This is a genomic window from Chloroflexota bacterium (genome assembly GCA_011322445.1).
In the GTDB taxonomy this organism is placed as follows: domain Bacteria; phylum Chloroflexota; class Anaerolineae; order Anaerolineales; family DRMV01; genus DRMV01.
The window spans coordinates 75,527-92,710 of the sequence record DRMV01000033.1 but is presented as its reverse complement, the minus strand read 5'-3'; the positions used below and the strand labels follow the sequence as shown (position 1 = coordinate 92,710).

General features: G+C 63.3%; 14 protein-coding genes. 3 read left to right on the top strand and 11 right to left on the bottom strand.

The annotated features are described in order from the left end of the window. From ENJ54_06645 to sfsA, 3 genes are read left to right on the top strand one after another with little or no spacing between them, the layout of a single operon-like run. The gene (locus ENJ54_06645; protein ID HFC09511.1) at positions 1-696 is read left to right on the top strand and encodes a hypothetical protein; all 696 of its coding nucleotides are present in this window, start codon (positions 1-3) and stop codon (positions 694-696) included. Positions 697-718: 22 nt separating this feature from the next. Next, a complete protein-coding gene (locus tag ENJ54_06640; GenBank protein HFC09510.1) occupies positions 719-2,467 on the top strand; it encodes an ABC transporter ATP-binding protein in 1,749 nt (582 codons plus the stop codon). After that, positions 2,464-3,195 carry a DNA/RNA nuclease SfsA gene (gene sfsA, locus ENJ54_06635; protein ID HFC09509.1) on the top strand — a complete coding sequence of 244 codons (732 nt, stop codon included), beginning with the start codon at positions 2,464-2,466 and terminating at the stop codon, positions 3,193-3,195. The genes ENJ54_06640 and sfsA overlap by 4 nt, the downstream gene beginning before the upstream one ends. 122 nt (positions 3,196-3,317) lie before the next feature. Here the strand turns inward: sfsA and ENJ54_06630 are convergent, their stop codons facing one another. The 11 genes from ENJ54_06630 to ENJ54_06580 form a co-directional block, all read right to left on the bottom strand. Beyond that, complete coding sequence (locus ENJ54_06630; protein HFC09508.1) at positions 3,318-4,004, bottom strand: (d)CMP kinase; 687 nt, start codon at positions 4,002-4,004, stop codon at positions 3,318-3,320. Continuing rightward, a complete protein-coding gene (locus ENJ54_06625; protein ID HFC09507.1) occupies positions 4,001-5,722 on the bottom strand; it encodes a hypothetical protein in 1,722 nt (573 codons plus the stop codon). Before ENJ54_06625 ends, ENJ54_06630 begins: the two co-directional genes overlap by 4 nt. An 83-nt stretch (positions 5,723-5,805) precedes the next feature. Beyond that, complete coding sequence (locus ENJ54_06620) at positions 5,806-8,217, bottom strand: hypothetical protein (protein HFC09506.1); 2,412 nt, start codon at positions 8,215-8,217, stop codon at positions 5,806-5,808. A gap of 348 nt (positions 8,218-8,565) precedes the next feature. After that, entirely contained in the window at positions 8,566-9,813 is a 1,248-nt protein-coding gene (locus ENJ54_06615) for an FAD-dependent oxidoreductase (GenBank protein ID HFC09505.1), read from the bottom strand. Then, complete coding sequence (locus ENJ54_06610) at positions 9,810-11,297, bottom strand: FAD/NAD(P)-binding oxidoreductase (GenBank protein HFC09504.1); 1,488 nt, start codon at positions 11,295-11,297, stop codon at positions 9,810-9,812. The genes ENJ54_06615 and ENJ54_06610 overlap by 4 nt, the downstream gene beginning before the upstream one ends. A 9-nt stretch (positions 11,298-11,306) precedes the next feature. After that, a complete protein-coding gene (locus ENJ54_06605) occupies positions 11,307-12,101 on the bottom strand; it encodes a GntR family transcriptional regulator (protein HFC09503.1) in 795 nt (264 codons plus the stop codon). A 21-nt stretch (positions 12,102-12,122) separates the two neighbouring features. Next, positions 12,123-12,932 (bottom strand): phosphodiesterase, encoded by an 810-nt coding sequence (locus ENJ54_06600; protein HFC09502.1) that lies wholly within the window; start codon positions 12,930-12,932, stop codon positions 12,123-12,125. 12 nt (positions 12,933-12,944) lie between these two features. Then, positions 12,945-13,805 carry an ABC transporter permease gene (locus ENJ54_06595; GenBank protein ID HFC09501.1) on the bottom strand — a complete coding sequence of 287 codons (861 nt, stop codon included), beginning with the start codon at positions 13,803-13,805 and terminating at the stop codon, positions 12,945-12,947. Beyond that, a complete protein-coding gene (locus ENJ54_06590; protein ID HFC09500.1) occupies positions 13,805-14,653 on the bottom strand; it encodes an ABC transporter permease in 849 nt (282 codons plus the stop codon). The genes ENJ54_06595 and ENJ54_06590 overlap by 1 nt, the downstream gene beginning before the upstream one ends. A gap of 1 nt (position 14,654) precedes the next feature. Beyond that, positions 14,655-15,782 carry an ABC transporter ATP-binding protein gene (locus ENJ54_06585; GenBank protein HFC09499.1) on the bottom strand — a complete coding sequence of 376 codons (1,128 nt, stop codon included), beginning with the start codon at positions 15,780-15,782 and terminating at the stop codon, positions 14,655-14,657. Between the two features lie 74 nt (positions 15,783-15,856). After that, the gene (locus tag ENJ54_06580) at positions 15,857-17,056 is read right to left on the bottom strand and encodes an extracellular solute-binding protein (GenBank protein ID HFC09498.1); all 1,200 of its coding nucleotides are present in this window, start codon (positions 17,054-17,056) and stop codon (positions 15,857-15,859) included. Between the last annotated feature and the right edge of the window lie 128 nt (positions 17,057-17,184).

Genomic DNA, 17,184 nt, shown 5'->3' with positions numbered 1-17,184 from the left:
GTGGATTTCTTCGCTCACCTGCATGCGGATTTCGACGCTCCCATTGCCGCTTTTGACTGCGGCGAAAAATGCGCGCCCTACAACCCCGGCGGCCGCCCGTTTTGCTGCGACCCGCGCCACGCGGTGCCGCCGCTGTATCGTGAGGAATGGGCTTACCTGCAACGCACCGCACCCGGCGTCTGGCGGCTGTGGGAAGGCGAAACCCCCGAAATCACCGCCGCTTTGCAGGCCGAAACGCCCGATGGCCAGGTGCTGGCCGTGTGCCGCGGGCCGGAGCACTGCGCCGAGCAGCGCCCCTACCGCTCGGTGACTTGCCGCGCCTTCCCTTTTTACCCTTACCTCAATCGGGAAGGCGACTTCCTCGGCCTGGCCTACTACTGGCAGTACGCCGACCGCTGCTGGCTGATCAGCAACCTGCACGTGGTGAACGCCGACTACGTGGCGCAGTTCGTCCTGGCCTACGAACGCATCTTTGCCCGCTACCCCGAAGAACGGGAGACCTACCGCTACCACAGCATCATTGCCCGCCGCGTGTTTGGCCGCCGCCATGAGGAAATCCCGCTGCTGCACCGCGACGGCGGCGCGTATTGGGTGCGCCCGCGCGATGGCCGCCTGCGCCCGGCCGACCCGCGCGACTTCCCCAAATACGGCGTGTATGCCATTGCCGCCGAAATGCCTTTCCCTGACGAAACCTGATTCGCAATTCGCCATTTTCCCCATGCCCGCCGAATTTACCCCTCCCCATACTTACCGCACGTGCCGCCGAAACGCCGTGTGCTGGGTGGCTTCCCACGCCCGGCGGCATGGCTGGCTGATTGCCACCATGCTGCTGGGCGCATTGGGCAACGCCGGCCTCGCGGCTGTGGTGCCGATGATCATCGGGAAAGCCTTCAACGCCGTCCTGGCGCATCCGCCGCGGGTGAATTACCTGGCGGTGGCCGCGGGGCTGATTGTGGTCAGCCAGATTGTGCGCGGCGCGCTGCAACTGGGGCGGAATTTCAGCGCCGAGGTGATGGCTCAGCGGCTGGAACGCGATATCCGCGACGAACTCTACATCGCCCTGCTGGGCAAGAGCATGACCTTTCACAACCTGCAGCCCGTGGGCGACACGATGGCGCGCGCCACCAACGACGTTCGGGAAGTCAACCTGATGTTCAGCCCGGGCATCAACTTAGTGGTGGGGTCGGCGGCGTTCCTGCTGATGCCGATTCTGTTTGCCCCCCGCTATCACCCGGCGCTCATCGCCACGCCCCTCGGCTTCCTGGTGGGCTATGCGCTCTTGCTGGCGCAATACCTGCACGAACTCAGCCCCATCAGCGACCGTGTCCGGGCGGCTTTCGGCCAGATGAACACCCGCCTGGCCGAAGCGCTGGATGGCATCGAGACCGTCAAGGGTGCGGTGCAGGAAAGCGGCGAGGCGGGGCGGTTTGCTTCCCATGCGCGGGAATTCCGGGATGCCTACGTGCGGCAGGGGAACGTGGAAGCCCGCTTTTTGCCGCTGCTGCTCATGGGCGTGGCCAACGCCACTGGCCTGGGGCACGCCCTTTATCTTTTCCACCGCGGGGCGCTCAACGTGGGGGATGTGGTGGCTTATTTTGGGCTGCTGCAATTGTTCGGTTTCCCCACCTTTGTTTCGCTGTTTGCCTATTCGCAGGTGGCGTTGGGGCTGGCGGGGGCGCGCCGCATTCTGGAACTTATCAACCGCGAAACGCCCCTTGACCAGAACCTTGCCGGTTATGCCGCGCCCATGCGGGGGGCGGTGGCGTTTGAAGGGGTGGCGTTTGCGTATGCCGGTGGCAAGCCGGTGCTGGAAGACATTACCTTTGCGGTGGAAGCCGGCATGCGCGTTGCCGTGGTGGGGCAGACCGGCGCGGGCAAGACCACGCTGGTCAAACTCATCAACCGGACTTACGACGTCACCCGCGGCGCGGTGCGGGTGGATGGCGTGGACGTCCGCGAGTGGAGCCTGGAAGCCCTGCGCCAGCAGATTGCCATCATTGAGCAGGATATCTTCCTGTTTTCCCGCACGGTGGCCGAAAACATCGCTTTTGGAAAGCCCGACGCCACGCGGGAAGAAATCGTCGCCGCGGCAAAAATGGCGCAGGCGCACGATTTCATCATGGGCTTCAAAGACGGCTACGACACCATTCTGGGCGAGCGCGGCGTCAACCTTTCGGGTGGGCAGCGGCAGCGGCTGGCGCTGGCCCGTGCTTTCCTCGCTGACCCCCGCATTCTGGTGCTCGATGACGCCACCAGCGCCATTGACTCGGAAACCGAAGACAAAATTCAGCAAGCCATTTTCACGGCCTCTCGCGGCCGCACGACCTTCCTCATTACCCACCGCCTTTCGCAAATCCGCTGGGCCGACCTGATTATCGTGCTGCGCCGCGGCCGCATTGCCGCCATGGGCACCCACGAGGAATTGCTGGAGCGTTCCGAGGCTTATCGCCGTATTTTCCGCGAATGAAGATCCCTGAGGTATGGTTCCCCTTTCCACCCCTTACGCCTGCCCGTTTGCTGCGGCGGGAAAACCGCTTCCGGGCGGCGGCTCGGCTGGCCGATGGGCAGGAAGTTGCCGTGCATGTGCCCAATTCGGGGCGGATGCACGAGGTGTTTGACAGGCCGCGGCGGGCGTGGCTGGCGCGGGCGCGCAATCCCCACCGCAAGACGCCTTACGATTTGGTGCTGGTGGAAGGCGACGGCGGCGTGCTGATTTCGGTGGATTCCCGCCTGCCCAATCGCTTGTTTGCTGCCGGGCTGCAGCGGGGCGTTTTTGATGCCTGGCTCGGTTTGTCCCCCCAGGCGTGGCAGGTGCGCCCCGAACCGGCTTATGGCGCGGGGCGGCTGGATTTTCTGCTTACGGCTCCTGACCGCCGGTGGTGGATTGAAACCAAGTCCATCACCCTGGTGGAAGGCGGCGTGGCGCTGTTCCCCGATGCGCCCACGGTGCGCGGCCGCCGCCATTTGGCCGACCTGTGTCGCCTGGTGGGGGCGGGCGAACGGGCTGCGGTGGTGTTCATCGTCCAGCGGCATGACGCCGTGGCGTTTGCCCCGCATCCCACCGCCGACCCCGATTTCCCGGCGGCGCTGCGCCGGGCGGCGGCTTGCGGCGTGCTGGTGAAGGCTTACCGCTGCGCGGTGAGGCTGGAGGGCATCGCAGGATTGGCCGAAATTCCCGTGCGGCTGGGGGGATAAAACCATAGATTACACAGATTGGCGCAAGACCACAGATTGGCACAGAAGGCACAGAAAAAAGGCACAGCAGATCTGTGCCTTCTGTGTTTTCTGTAACGCTCTGTGTTTTCTGTGGTTCCCTTTTAGCAATCCCTTGCTTTCACCAGCCGCAACGCCTCTTCAAAAACTTCTCCGATGCTCAACCCATCGGAATTGAGGATGACGGCATCGTCGGCGGCGCGCAGGGGGGCGATTTCGCGGCCTTTGTCTAAGCGATCGCGGGCGCGCACGGCTGCCAGAATTTGCTCATAATCGGCTTGCTCACCGCGCGCCAGGCGTTCCTGATAGCGGCGGCGGGCGCGTTCCTCGGGCGAGGCGTCCAGGTAGATCTTCAGTTCGGCGTCGGGCATCACCACCGTGCCGATGTCGCGCCCGACCATCACCACCTTGCCGCGGCGGCCAATGGCACGCTGCTTGTCGGTCAGGGCAGCCCGCACGCCGGGGTGCGCGGCTACCATTGAGACGTTGGCATCTACCTCTGGCGTGCGGATGGCCCAGGTCACATCCTGCCCGTTCACCAACACATCATACTTGCGGCCGTCGTCCACGCTGGGCGGGCGAACGTCAATATCCAGGTTGGCGGCAAGTTCGGTCAGTTTGTCGGCGTCTTCCACGGCATAGCCGCGTTGCAGCGCTGCCCAGGTGACCGCGCGGTACATCACGCCGGTATCAAAGTAGAGGTAGCCGAGGGCTTTGGCAAGGCGCTCGGCTAAGGTGGATTTGCCCGAAGCGGCCGGGCCGTCGATGGCGATGCGTTGAGGAAGGCTCATGGTTGCTGGTTCTCCATGTTGGGGGATGAGGACGCGCCGGGGAAGAGGTCGGCCCGCACCCAGAGCACGGCTTCCGTGGCTTTGGGTTGGGGCGGACGGAAGGCCAGCCATTGCACGATGTTTTGCAGGGTGGCGGCGGGAAGCAGCGGCGGCGCAAGCGTCAGGGGGAATCCTTCGCCGCGATAGGCGGCGGCCTGGGTGGGCGGTTTGTCGGAAAAAGTGATGAGGGCTTCGGGGGAAGCGCTTGGCGGGAGGGCGATGGCGAAACGGGCGTTGGGGTCGGTATGGAGCGCCCAGCGTAGCACCTGTGCGGCGGCGCTTTCCTGGGGCGAGACCACCACGATTTCCAGCGTGTCGGGCATGCCGTGGTGCTGTTGGCTCAGGGCGGTGATGGTCCGCACCAGCAGACGTTCCTCGGGGGCGGTGGCCGTGGCACCCCACAATTCGGATGAGGGCGGGCCGTAGGCGGCGCGGCTGAAGGCGCTCAGGGTGAGCAATGCGCCTGCCGCCACCAGCCCCCAGGCCGGGCCGAGGAGGGCCTCCTGCCAGGTGCGGTTGCTTTCGGCGCGCGAAAACGCCAGCAGGGCGGTGAGCAGCGGCACAAGCAGCAGACTGACGATGAGCAGGCCGAGTTGCAGGGTGGCCTGACGGCTTCCGGCGGGGGCGCGGCTCCAGGCCAGCAGGCTCAGCCAAGCGAAGGTCAGCAGAGCCAGCGTAAGGGCTGCCTGCCAGCCGGTGTCGGCGGGGTGGCGGAGGGGCAACTGTGCCAGGGCCCATGCCGCCAGCGCCCAGAGCGGCACCAGCGCCCAGACCAGCAACGCCACGCTGCGGCCGGGGTAAAGCATGGTGAGCACCAGCGCACTCAGTGCCGCGGCGAGGGCAAAGGCCGCCGCGGGCTGTTTTTGGTTCCCCAGCAGGGCTGCTCCGGCGATGGCCGCGCCGGTGGCGAGGGGGGCATAGGCCAGCAAGGCCACGGCCAGCAGGCGGAGCGGCACGGGTGCCAGGGGGACAAGCGTGTGCAGGAAAGCGCTCAGGCCGTTGAACCAGGTGCCCAGCCCTTCGGGCGTCCAAAAGGCGAGGGTGCTGCTGAGCACTGCAACGGCCACGGCGTTCCGCAGGCCCTGCCGCAGCCGATGGGGAGGCAGGGCGATGGCAAGCGGGAAGCCGAAGACGCGATAGAGCGCCGCGGCGAGCAGCAGGGCCAACGCGCTGAACCAAAACGTTGGGCCGAGGAGCAGCCCCAGGAGGCCCAGCGGCAGCGCCCAATCCCAGCGGGCGCGGGCGGCGGCCAAAACCGCCCCTGCAAGCACCAGCACCGCCGGAACGGGGCTGTTGGCAAGGCGCGAGAGGGCCACCAGGCCCGGGTCGAGCGCCAGGGCGAAGGCCAGCAGCAGGGCCGCTTTGCGCCCCAGGCCGCGGCGCAGCGGCCACGCCAGCAGGGGTAGCAGGCTTCCCAGCAGGGCGGGCACCAGGCGGGCCACCGCGTCGGTGCTTCCCAGCAAAAAGAAGGCCAAGCCGGTGAGGCCGGTCAGCAGGGGAGCAGGGCCTAACGGCGTGGCGTGGCGGGCGGCTACCTTCAGCGCGGCCAGCGCGAGGGCGGCTTCGTCGGCCCCCAGCGGCGCGCGCCCCAGCCCCCACAGCCGCACGGCGAGCGCCAGCCCCACAGCAGCAGCGTACAGCAGGTGTTCGGTGGTGAAGTGAGAAGAAGGTTTGGACATATTTAGCCGGGTAGTCGGTTAGTCGGTTGGTCATTTAGTCGGATAGTCGGGCAGTCGGACTATGTGACTACCTGACTACCCGACTACCTGACGACCTCGTAAATTGTAACCGCGCCCTGCCGGAAAATCACAGGCAAATGGCGCTGGAATTTGTCTTCCCGCACGGCGTAGGTGTTGCGTTCCAATGCGCCAACTACGATATAGCGGATGCCGTATTTGGCGATGATGGCCTGGGCGGTTTTCCACGAAGGGGTGGTGTAAAGCGTGCTGATGTCTTCCTGCCGCCCGGCAAACAGCGCCCCGCCGCCGCGCCACTGGCTTTCGTGCCCCGGCCAGCCCAGCACCGCCGGCTGCCCGCTGTAGGTGCTGATGCGTGCGTATTGCGTGTAACTGCCACCCACGGCCTCGGCCAGCGGGCCTACCGGCACCTTCCAGAGCGTCTGCATGGCCGCCCACTCGTCGGGCTGCTGACGGGCAATGTGGATGCCCGCGTTCAGCGTCCAGCCCCAGGTGGTCTTGAAATGGTTGGTGCGGTTGGGTAACGCCAGCACGGGGTAAACCAGCCCGGCGAGCAGCGCCGCGATCCATACGGCCTGGGCGAGGGGCTGCCAGGAAGCCCGCTGCCGCGCCAGCCACGCCACGCCGTAAGCCGCCGCCAGCCCCCACAGCAGCCAGCCCTGGTAGTAGAACTTGAACACCGTGTTCATGCGCGTCCCGAACTGGTCGCGCAGGTAAAAGAAGTTGGGTGCAAGCACCAGCAGCGCCCCGAAAATCACCAGCAGCAGGGGGAAGCCGCCTTCCCGCCGCCGCGAGCGCGGCCGCTGCGCAGGGGCAACGCGCCCCACCAGCAGGGAAGCCGCCAGCCCCAGCAGCGCCACCAGCGTGAGCGTGCCCCACGGGCTGCCGAAATGCCGCCGGAAGGCCGCTGCCGAGAGTTCCCGCCACGAAGCCGCGCCGGTGATGCCTAAGAAAGCCGGTCCGGCCTGCGCCCAGCGGGGCGAAAGCGGCGGGATGTGGGTAATCAGCCAGCCCAACAGCCACGCCCCGGCAAACAGCGCGAGGGCGAAGGCCAACGCCCAGCCGGTCATCCGCAGGGCCTCACGGCGGGCTGCCTGCCCGCGGCGATGGATTTCCAGCCCCAGCCACAGGAAAAGCGGCACCAGCAGCGGCCCGAACATCACCCACAGTTGCGCTCCGCGGGTGGGGTTGATGAGGTTGGGCACAATGCCGCCCGCCTGCGAGGAAAAGCCGATGTAGAAGGGCAGATAAAGCACCGCCCCGCCGATGCCCAAGAGCAGCCCCAGGCCCAGGAAGGGCGCAATTTGGGCGCGCCAGCCTTCCCGGCGCGCCTGCCGCACGGCGTAGGCCGCGGCAAAGAGGGCGACATAGATGGGGAAGTCCCAGGTGTTGAGGAAAGCCATCCCGCCGAGGGCCACGGCAGCGAGGGCGAGGGAAGGCCACGAAAGGCGCAGCCACGGCCAGAGGCTGCTTTCCCCCGCCGGGCGGGCCACACGGCGGCTGCCGCCCAAATAGAGGTTGAGCGCCAGCCCAATGGCTAACAGCGCAAAGGGGTACGCGAGCACGTGCGGGTGCAGGTCGCCGAGGAGGTAAGAGAAGAAGGGGAATTCGTCAATGACTTCCTGGAATGCGCCCCGCAGGTTGTGGTCGCTGATCACGCGGGAAGCCCGCCACCACCACCAGAACCGCTGCGGCGTCCAGGTGAAAGGCGCTTGCGGCGCGGCGGTCAGGTCTTTGATGTCCAGCCACTTCCAGAAGGCGGGCGAAAGCAGGCCGCGACTGTGGAGCACTTCCAGCGCGCCTTCCCAGTTGCCGCTGAGCGCCACGAACAGGGGCGCAATGAGCGCGGCCCACGCCTTCCGGGGGCGAATGAGGGTGTAGCCGATGCCGAAAGCGCCCACCACGGTGAGCGCGAACACCGTGCTCAGGCCAAGGTTGAAGGCCACCGTGCCGGGCACGGCCAGCAACTTAGCCAACATCGCCACGAGCACGTAGCCGAAATAGTAGTAGGAAATCGCATAGCCCGAAAGCCAAGGGTCGTGGGGCGGGAACGTAGGCGAGCGCAGGATGGCATTGATGAAGGCCAGTTCCATGGGCTTTTCCGTGCCCACGGCTTCGGGGATGAAGCCGCGCACATACACCGCGGCGGCAAAGGCCAGCAGGAAAGCGGCCTCGGCGGTCAGCACGTAGCCGCGGTTTTCGTATAGCCAATCCTTGATGGCGTGGCGGCGTTTCCAGCCTGTGGCAACGCTGAGGGAAGCCACCACCGCCAAAGCGGTGAGCGCACCGCCCGCGGTGTTGCGACCCAGCCCCAGGGAAGCCATAAGCCAGAAAATGTAGCCCCACAGCAGCAGGCCGAGGGCGCGGCTGAGGGCGTAGCCGCGGTCGTGCAGCGCAGGCAGCAGCCGGTAGGCTAAGGGGAAGGCCAGCCAGCCGGTGAGGGTGAGGGTGAGGTACCAGAGGATGATGGAGAGCATGGGGTATTGAGGTATTGAGGTGCTGAGGTATTGGATATTGGGAACGCTGGTGCTTTCAAGTTTATCACGGAGTGGGAGAGTTGGTGTAGCCGTTTGGTTGGGGAGTCGGGTAGTCGTTGTGGTCGTTTAGTCGGTTAGTCGCGATAGTCGTCGTAGTCGGGTGGTCGTGGTAGTCGTTTTGCAACCTGCACCCTGCATCCTGCATCTTGCATCTTGCATCTTGCACCCTGCATCTTGCAACTTGTTGCATCGTGCAAAGAAAAGACCTGTCAGGTTTTGGAAACCCGACAGATCTTTGATGGCAAGGTGCAGCATCGCGGCACCGGGGGTGTTGGCTGGGGGAGTGGCTCATCCTGCCTGTAGCATGACCGGTTCGCCGTGGAGGGTCACTTTGCGCAGCCATTCCCCTGAAAGGCGGTAGGTTTCGTTGGGCACCAGGCGGCGGAAGGGCTGGGTATGCAGCAGATGCTTCCCCTGGCGCACCTCCACCGTGATTTCCTCGATGAACTGGGCCACGCGAAAAGTGACTTGCGCCGGTTGCACTTCGGGTTGGGGCACAATGGCATTGGGGAAGGCCCATAACAGCGGGTTTTCCACCACGATGGGCAGGCGATGGTTGGGCCAGGGGTGACCTTGCAGGAAGGCTGCGATACGCGCCGCGGCGCGTTGGCCTTCGGCTGCGCTCGTGGCGGCAGTTTCTGCCCCGCGCAACAGGTTGCCGGCGGCAAACACGCCCGCCTGCGAGGTGCGGAAGGCCGCATCGACGCGTGGGCCACGCGTGCCGGGATCGATAGCCAGTTCCCCTTTGCGGGCTACTTCGTGCTCGGGAATCCAATCGCCCGTGAAGACGACCGTATCGCAGGCGATGGTCTCGCGCCGCCCGGTGGGAAGGTGGACGATTTCTACCCCTTCGACGCGCTTGCGCCCCAAAATGCGGGTGATGCGGGTGTTGGTGTGGATGGGCGTGCGGTGCAGCAAATCGACGTACCACCATTTAGCCGGGGTGTAAGGCCAAACCATCTGATGCTGAGGGTGTTCGGTGAGGAAAGCGGCCACGTGGACTTTGGCTTTTTGCAAAGTGAGGAAGGCCGAAAGGCTGACGCCTTCTGCCCCCACAATGACGGCGCGTTGCCCCACGGGCAGATGGTGCTCGTCAACGAAGCGCTGCAACTCGCCGGTGGTGAAAACGCCGCGCGGGCGGTAGCCGGGGATCATCCGGGCTGAGCGCGGACGCTCGCGCACGCCGGTGGCAAGCAAGATGGCCCTGGCGTGCAGCGCGCCGACGCCCACGGGGCTGGTAAAGGCTAAGGTGGCGGCATCGTGCCAGCCGATGATGGTGGTGGCGGTGCGAATTTCGACGCCGTGGTCGCGCGCCAGTTGCACGTAACGGCGGGCGTAAGCGGGGCCGGTGTAGAGGCGGTGGAAATCCCATACGCCGAAGCCGGTGTGGTGACACAGCCGCGGCATGCCGCCGGGTTCGGGTTCGCGGTCTACCACGGTGACGCGGGCCACGCCGCGGCGTTTGAGGGCGATGGCACTGCTCAAGCCCGCGGGGCCAGCGCCCACGATGAGGACATCCGTTTCATGGGTGGTCATGCGTGTTCCTCCGCGGCGTGGTCGGGTTGGGGAAGGGTGAAAGGCATTGGCGGGTCCTGGCCGTCCAGCGCGAGCAAAAAGCGGGGGTCTTGACCGGTTTCCTTTGCCAGGATGTCTACAATGGTGGCGCGGCAGTTGAAGCCCTGGCAGCGCCCTTGCATGGCGCGGGTACGGCGGCGCAGGCCGTCTAAGGTGCGGGCGGGGATAGGGCTGTGGATGGCGTCGAGGATTTCGCCCAGGGTGACTTTTTCGCAGTGGCAGACGATGCGGCCGTAATTGGGGTTTTGGGCAATGCGCTTGCCTTGTTGGTAAGGGCGGGGGCGGGCTTCGCCGATGTTGGGCATGCGGTAGGTTTTGAATTCCGCCTTGGGCTGCAAGGTGAGCCCGGCTTCGGCCAGTAATTCGGCCACGTATTCTGCAATGCCCAGGGAAGCCGACACACCGGTGGAGCGGATGCCGCCCACGCACACATACCGCTGCTCAGCGTGCAGGCGGATCTGGTAATCTTTGTGCTCGGTGGCCGCGCGCAGGCCCGCGTAGGTCGCTGTGACCTCTTCGTGCAGCAATTGTGGCAAGATGGCGCGCCCCTTTTCCAGCAGGCTTTGCAGGCCCGTTTCGCTGGTGGCGGTGTTGGTTTTGTCGTCCAGGTCTTCCGCGGTGGGGCCAAGGAGGATGTTGCCGTACACTGTGGGGCTGATGAGCACGCCTTTGGTGCGGGCGGTGGGCACGGGCAGGATGACGTGGTTGATCAGGCGGCGGGCGAATTTGTCGAAGACGATGAGTTCCCCGCGCCGGGGGGTGACGGTAAAGTCGTGGTGCCCTAACATGCGGTTGATTTCGTCGGAATACAGCCCCGCGGCGTTGACCAGGTAGCGTGCTTTGATGGTTTCGCCGCCCGGCCCGGTGACCAGGTGGGCGCCTTCCTCATCTTGCCCAATCTGCTGCACCGGGAAGTTGAGTTTCAGGGTCACGCCGTTGAGCACCGCTTCGGTAGCGTAGGCGATGGGTAAGGTGAAGGGACAAATGAGCGATTCCCCCGGCACCAGCAACCCGCCCCACGCCCCCTGGTTGAGTTGCGGCTCCAGGCGGTAGACTTCTTCGGCAGAGATGATGCGCACATCGGTCACGCCGTTGGTGTGGGCGCGTTCCAGCAGGCGTGGCAGCGTATGAAACTGCTCTTCCGTCCAGGCAACCAGCAGGCCGCCCAGGCGCTCGGTGGGAATGCCCGCTTGCTCGACGTACTCTTCCAGCAAGGCGTAAGAGCGCCGCAGCAGGCGGGCTTCCAGCGTGCCAGGCGTAGCGTCGAAGCCAGTGTGCCAGATTGCCGTGTTGGCTTTGGTGGTGCCCATGCCCACGTCGGCTTTGGCTTCCAGTAATACCACGCGGGTTTGGTAGCGGGCGAGTTCGCGGGCAATGGCGGTGCCCACTGCGCCCGCGCCAATAATGGCAATGTCGTAAGTCTGCATAGGTTTTCCTTGATGCATGGCGGCCTGTTACCCCAGGCCGGACAGGCTGTCCAGGGCTGGTTGCCAGGCCGGAGGGGTATTCTCGTTGTCGGTCACCGTGCGAGCAGTGAAGAGGATGCGGTCGCCGCGGTAAATGTCGTAGGCGTATTCAAAAGGCACGCCTTCTGTGGTGAAAGCCACGCGGCGAATTTCCAGGGTGGGGAGGTCGACGGGAACGCCCATGATTTGCGCCCATTCGGCATCCAGCAGCGAAATTTCCAATTCCTGCACTGCCCGCGCGGGGGTGACGTCGAAATACTTCTTCAAAATGCCGTAGATGGAGCCGGTCAGGTGGAAGTCGAGCAGGTCGGGGAAGAGCGCGGCAGGGAAGTAAGAGTTTTCCACCGTGATGGGTTCGTCGTCGGCTGTGCGCAGGCGCACGACGTGATATACCTCGTCGGCATCTTGCAGGCGAAGGGCCTGGCAGATTTTGGGTTCCAGCGCCTCGCAGGGAAGTTTTTCGGCGGTAATGACGCGCGCCCCGGGCTTGATGCCGGCGTGTTCCAACTGGCGGTAAAGGCCCTCGGGGGAACTCAGGTCGAAGCGGATTTTGGGCGGGGCCACGTGGGCGCGCGCGCCGCTGCGGCGGGTAATCAGACCGCGGCGGACAAGGATGTTGATTGCTGCTCGCGCGGTCATCCGTGAAATGCCGAAGCGTTCAGCGAGTTCCCGCTCAGAAGCAATGCGAGCGTCGGCGGGCAGCGCCCCCTCGGTGATTTCTTTAGCCAGTTGTTCCGCCACTTGGCGATAGCGAGGGACGGGAGCGGTTTCGTCTGCGGACATCGGTTTTCCTTTCTTTGCCTTTCAGCGGTGTTCTGGGGCAAAGGGATGCAGCGGTTCCTCGGCCAGCACCCGCACGGTGTGGGTGACCAGGCGGCCTTCTTCGGGAAGCCAGAGGTGAATCTGGTAGGCAGGCGCGTCGAGAATGTAGGCCGAGCGGCGCAGGGTGAGATCAAGGTAAAGGCGCATCCCGGTGCTGGGGGCGGTGCTGATGGTGGTGCCCTGCCATTCGGTGAAGGAAGCCAGATGAATGTGGCCGGCGACGATGCGGAAGATTTGGGAATGCCGGGCGAGAATCTCGGCCAGGCGCTCGCGCCCCGCGAAGCCGTCGAGGTCGGTTTCGATGACGCCGAAGCGCGCCGGCGGATGGTGCATGAACAGCACGGTGGGCGTGGCGGGGTCTTCCTGCAGGCGGGCTTCTAACCAGGCGGCCCGCGCTTCGTCGAAGGCGCCGCCCGGCGCGTCGGGCACGACGGTATCCAGCCCCAGCAGGCGCAGGCCGTTCAGGCGAATGTCGTGCTGGATGAGGCCATCCGGGCCTTGCGGGCAAATGGTGGGGCCGAAGGCAGCCGCGAGGGTGTCGCGGCGATCGTGGTTGCCAGGAACGATGGCCAGCGGGGCTTTCAGGGCGTGCAGAATCTTGGCCGCGTGTTTGGAGGCTTCCAAATCGCCGTTGTTGGTGACGTCGCCTGTGTGCAGCACCAGGTCGGGCTGGGGTTCCAGCGCATTGATGTGGCAGACACAGCGCGCCAGGTATTCCGCCGTCGGCGCAATGCCAAAGGTGCGTTGACCCGGCGGCGCAAGGTGGGTGTCGCTGATTTGGGCAATGAGCATTGCAATGTCCTGTCAGGCGACGTTATCCTCTTTCTGGAAGGCAAAGGCAATGAAGCCCAGGATGCCGGTGACGACCATGAGCAGCACGCTCACGGCGTTGATTTCCGGCGTGATGCCGAAGCGCAGGCGTGAGTAGAGCAAAATGGGCACCGTGGGGTCAGAGCCGCTCAGGAAGTAGGTGGTGTTGAAGTTCTCGAAGGAGAACAGGAAGGCGATGATGGCCGCGCCGACGACTGCCGGGGAGAGGAAAGGTAGCGTCACCAGACGGATGGCTTCGGGGTGGCTGGCGCCAAGGTCCATCGCGGCTTCTTCCAGCGAGAGGTCGAAGCGTTTGAGGCGCGCGGCAATGACCATGGAGGTTGTGGTTGCCACGAAACTGATTTGCCCAAACACCACCAGCCAAAAACCCGGCCGCAGGAACGTGCCCGCACCCGCGCCGAAAATTTTGTCGAGCCCGTTGGCGATGCCGTAAGAGAAAGCAAGAATGGAGGTGCCCAGCACCACCCCGGGCACGACCAGCGGCCCCAGCATTAGCAGGTAAAGGGCGTTTTGCCCACGAAACTTGTGGCGGGTGAAGAGGAAGGCGTTGTTGATGCCCAGGAGGATGGAAAGGAAGGTCACCACCACCGCGACTTTGATGCTGACCACAATGGCATTCAACATGCGTGCGTCGTTGAACAACCCCACGCGGTCAGGCGTGCTCGATTTGAACCAGTCCAGCGTAAAGCCCTGCCACGGGAAAGAGGCGCTGGGGTTGTTGTTGAAGGCCAGAATGGTCACGATAACCAGCGGCCCTAAGGTGAATATCAGGGCGAGCACCGCGTAGAAATAAAACAAAACTTTGCTGAGTGTAAAGCCCTCTCGTCGAAACATCACATGGCCTCCGAGAGATCTTGTTTGGTGACCTTGAGCACAATCCACACGAAAACGACCGAGAAGGTGAGCAAAATGACGCTGAACGCGGAGCCTTTGTTTTGGTTGAAGCGGATGATGAACTGATTGTAGATGATCTCGGTAAACCAAAGGCTGTTTTTGCCGCCCAACAGCGTGACGGTGACATAGTTGCCCAGGTTGAGCATAAAAGTCATGATGCTGCCCACCATGATGCCGGGCGCTGCGTGGGGAATGATGATTTCCCGCAGGGTGGACCAGAAATTGGCACCGAGGTCATACGCGGCTTCGATGAGGCTGTCGTCCAGCGTATCCAGCGAGTTCATGATGGGAATGGTCATGAAGAGCAAAGAGGTGTAAACCAGGCCGAGGGCAATGGTGTAATCGTGGTACAGGAATTCGATGGGGTGGTGGATGATGCCCAGGCGTTGCAAGAGGTAACTGATCACGCCGCTTTCACGCAACAAGACCATCCACGTGAAGGCCTGAATGAGTTCTGAGACCCAGTAAGGCAAAATGACGGCCAGCAGCAGCATGGCTTTGAGACGTTTCCCCGCGACTTTGGTGATGATAAAGGCCAGCGGGAAGGAAACGAGAAGGGTGAGAAAAGTGACCAGGGTGGAAAAAACAGCGGTGCGGATGAAAATTCTGCAGTAAAGCGGGTTTTTGAAGAAATAGAGGTAGTTGGCGAGGGTGAATTCGCCGCCGCGCCGGCTGACGAAGGAAAGGTAAAACAGTTTGATGTGCGGCAAGATGAAGAGCAGCCCAATCCACAAAAGCATGGGAATGAGCAACAACCACAGCCCGCGGCGTTTGGCCGATGCGCTCATATCACACCTCCGCTTCGGTGTGGGGCTGGGCTACGGGGTGGAAGGCGTTGGCAGCGTCCCAACGCCAGGAGAGGGTCACCACGTCGCCAGCACGGACTTCGGGGGCGTCTTCCGTGTGTTGAATTTTGACGTTGATGCTGAGGGGGCGCTGGCTTTCCAGCAAATCGACGATAACCAGCGAATGCGAGCCATCGAAATTGACTTCGCTGACTTTGCCGAGCAGGCCGTTTTCGTGTTTGCCGGGGCGCAGGGAAATCATCTCGGGGCGGATGAAGAGGTCGATGGTGTCGCCGATTTCCAGGGCTTCCCCTGCCCGGCTAACCATGCGCAGGCCGGCAATGTCGACTTCCACTTGTTCGCCTTGGGCACCGCGCACGCCAATGACGCGTCCTTGGGTCAGTTTGTTGTTTTCACCGACAAAGGAGGCCACAAAGTGGGTCGCAGGGCGGCGGTAGAGTTCCTCGGGCGGGGCGATTTGTTCGATTTTACCGCGATTGATGACTGCCACCGTATCGGACATGGCGAGGGCAATGGTCTGGTCGTGGGTGATGTACACGAAGGTGGTGCCAGTGCGCGCCTGAAGATGTTTGAGTTCCAGTTTCATGCTCTGGCGCAGTTTGAGGTCGAGGGAGCCGAGGGGTTCATCCAGCAGCAGCACGGTTGGCTCGAGCACCAGGCTGCGGGCGAGGGCAACGCGTTGCTGCTGGCCGCCGGAAAGTTGGTGAATTTTGCGCTTTTCCAGCCCTTGCAAGCCGACGCGCGCGAGGGCGTCTTTGGCGCGGCGTTCCATTTCGGCTTTGCTCATGCCGCCGCGGCGGCGGAGGCCAAAGGTGACGTTGTCCAAAACATTCATCATGGGGAACAACGCCAGCCGCTGGAAGACCATGTTGCAGGGGCGTTTGTTAGGCGGCACGTCGTTGACGCGCTGGCCGCCGATGTAAATGTCGCCGCTGGTGGGGGTTTCAAAACCGGCAATCATGCGTAAGAGGGTGGTTTTGCCGCTCCCCGAGGGGCCCAGGATGGAAAAGAAACTCCCGCGCGGCACTTCAAAACTGACATTGTTCACAGCCACTAAGTTGCCAAATTTTTTGGTCACCTGCACAAGGGCGATATCGATTTCTGGGGACATGATCCTTGCCTCGTGGGGGGAAGTTTAAACCCGCGCCCCAGGCCGGGGCGCTGGGGCGCGGGTAAAAGGGCCGACTACTTGGATTCTGCGGCTTTGACCTGCTCGAGCACGTCGGCTTGAATGTCTTGGGCGTAAGGCGGCAGCGGGAAGTACCACTTGATGGTCTTCATTTTCTCAGGCGGCAGCGTTTCGGCGACGATTTTAGCCATTTCGGGCGAGGCCAGTTCGACAGCACCCTCGGAAGCCGTTTGGTAGCCGGTCTTGTTGATGATCACGGCTGCGTTTTCCGGCTTCATAATGAAGTTGATCCACTTGTAGGCGGCATCGACGTTTTCCGCACCGGCGGAAATGGCGAAGGTGTCGAACCAACCCACCGCGCCCTCTTTGGGCACCACGTACTTGAACTTGTTGGGGTATTCCTTCATCAGCGTCCAGGCGATGGCATCCCAACTGGTGGCAACCCACACTTCGTCGTTCTTCAGCAAGTCTTCCAATTGCTGGCGGGAATCCCAGTACGTGCGCACGATGGGCTTGCACTCGATCATCTTGTCGCGCACCGCGTCCATCACCTTGCGGTATTCGTCTTCATTCTTCACGGCTTCGGCGGGGTCGTAGCCCAGCGCGTAGGCAAACATGTAGAGGGTGTCGTATTTCGCGCGGTAGCTGACGCGCCCTTTGTATTTGGGGTCACACAGGTCGAGGTAGCTCTTGCCCGCGTCAGGGGCTTTTTCGAGGTTCACGACCATGGCCGTCGTGCCCCACACGAAGGGCAGCGCGTAGGGCTTACCCTGGTATTCCGAGTTTTTGAGAATGGAATCCCAATAAGCCGGGATGAAGAGGTCTTTGTTGACTTTGGTGAGGTCAATGGGTTGGTAAATGCCAAATTGTTCCTGGGCGGTAGCCACGTAGTTCAGCGTGGGGGAAACCAGGTCAAACCCGACGCCTTTGGTGGCGGCCATTTTGGCGATGAGTTCGTTGTTGTCGCCAATGTAGGTGATTTCGACCTTGATGCCGGTTTCTTTGGTGAATTTGTCGACCAGTTCTTCAGGGGCGTAGCCTTCCCAGGTCAACATACGCAAAAGGCCACCGGAAGACGCAGCAGGGGCCTTGGTAGGCGCCTCGGTCGCGGCCTCGGTGGCGGCAGGTTGAGCAGGGGCCTGGGTGGCGGCCGGTTGCTCAGGGGCCTTGGTGGGTTGGGACGGACTGGCGCATGCAGCCAGAGCCAACACCAGCACTACGGCCAAAAGGGACAGTATCCAGAATTGGCGTTTCATCGTTTGACTCTCCTTCAGGAAATGGTTTAGAAGCGACAGGTGAAAAGGGATGGAAATGGAAGACGAGTGGGGAAATTTTTCTCTGCGGCTCTCTCCTTTCGATACCGGAATGGGGGAAGGGGAAGTCG

What these genes read in the sequence shown, in the direction of transcription:
- ENJ54_06640 (HFC09510.1), top strand. Translation starts at nt 719, where the DNA reads ATGCCCGCCGAATTTACCCCTCCCCATACTTACCGCACGTGCCGCCGA.
- sfsA (HFC09509.1), top strand. Translation starts at nt 2,464, where the DNA reads ATGAAGATCCCTGAGGTATGGTTCCCCTTTCCACCCCTTACGCCTGCC.
- ENJ54_06630 (HFC09508.1), bottom strand. Translation starts at nt 4,004, where the DNA reads ATGAGCCTTCCTCAACGCATCGCCATCGACGGCCCGGCCGCTTCGGGC.
- ENJ54_06625 (HFC09507.1), bottom strand. Translation starts at nt 5,722, where the DNA reads ATGTCCAAACCTTCTTCTCACTTCACCACCGAACACCTGCTGTACGCT.
- ENJ54_06620 (HFC09506.1), bottom strand. Translation starts at nt 8,217, where the DNA reads ATGCTCTCCATCATCCTCTGGTACCTCACCCTCACCCTCACCGGCTGG.
- ENJ54_06615 (HFC09505.1), bottom strand. Translation starts at nt 9,813, where the DNA reads ATGACCACCCATGAAACGGATGTCCTCATCGTGGGCGCTGGCCCCGCG.
- ENJ54_06610 (HFC09504.1), bottom strand. Translation starts at nt 11,297, where the DNA reads ATGCATCAAGGAAAACCTATGCAGACTTACGACATTGCCATTATTGGC.
- ENJ54_06605 (HFC09503.1), bottom strand. Translation starts at nt 12,101, where the DNA reads ATGTCCGCAGACGAAACCGCTCCCGTCCCTCGCTATCGCCAAGTGGCG.
- ENJ54_06600 (HFC09502.1), bottom strand. Translation starts at nt 12,932, where the DNA reads ATGCTCATTGCCCAAATCAGCGACACCCACCTTGCGCCGCCGGGTCAA.
- ENJ54_06595 (HFC09501.1), bottom strand. Translation starts at nt 13,805, where the DNA reads ATGTTTCGACGAGAGGGCTTTACACTCAGCAAAGTTTTGTTTTATTTC.
- ENJ54_06590 (HFC09500.1), bottom strand. Translation starts at nt 14,653, where the DNA reads ATGAGCGCATCGGCCAAACGCCGCGGGCTGTGGTTGTTGCTCATTCCC.
- ENJ54_06585 (HFC09499.1), bottom strand. Translation starts at nt 15,782, where the DNA reads ATGTCCCCAGAAATCGATATCGCCCTTGTGCAGGTGACCAAAAAATTT.
- ENJ54_06580 (HFC09498.1), bottom strand. Translation starts at nt 17,056, where the DNA reads ATGAAACGCCAATTCTGGATACTGTCCCTTTTGGCCGTAGTGCTGGTG.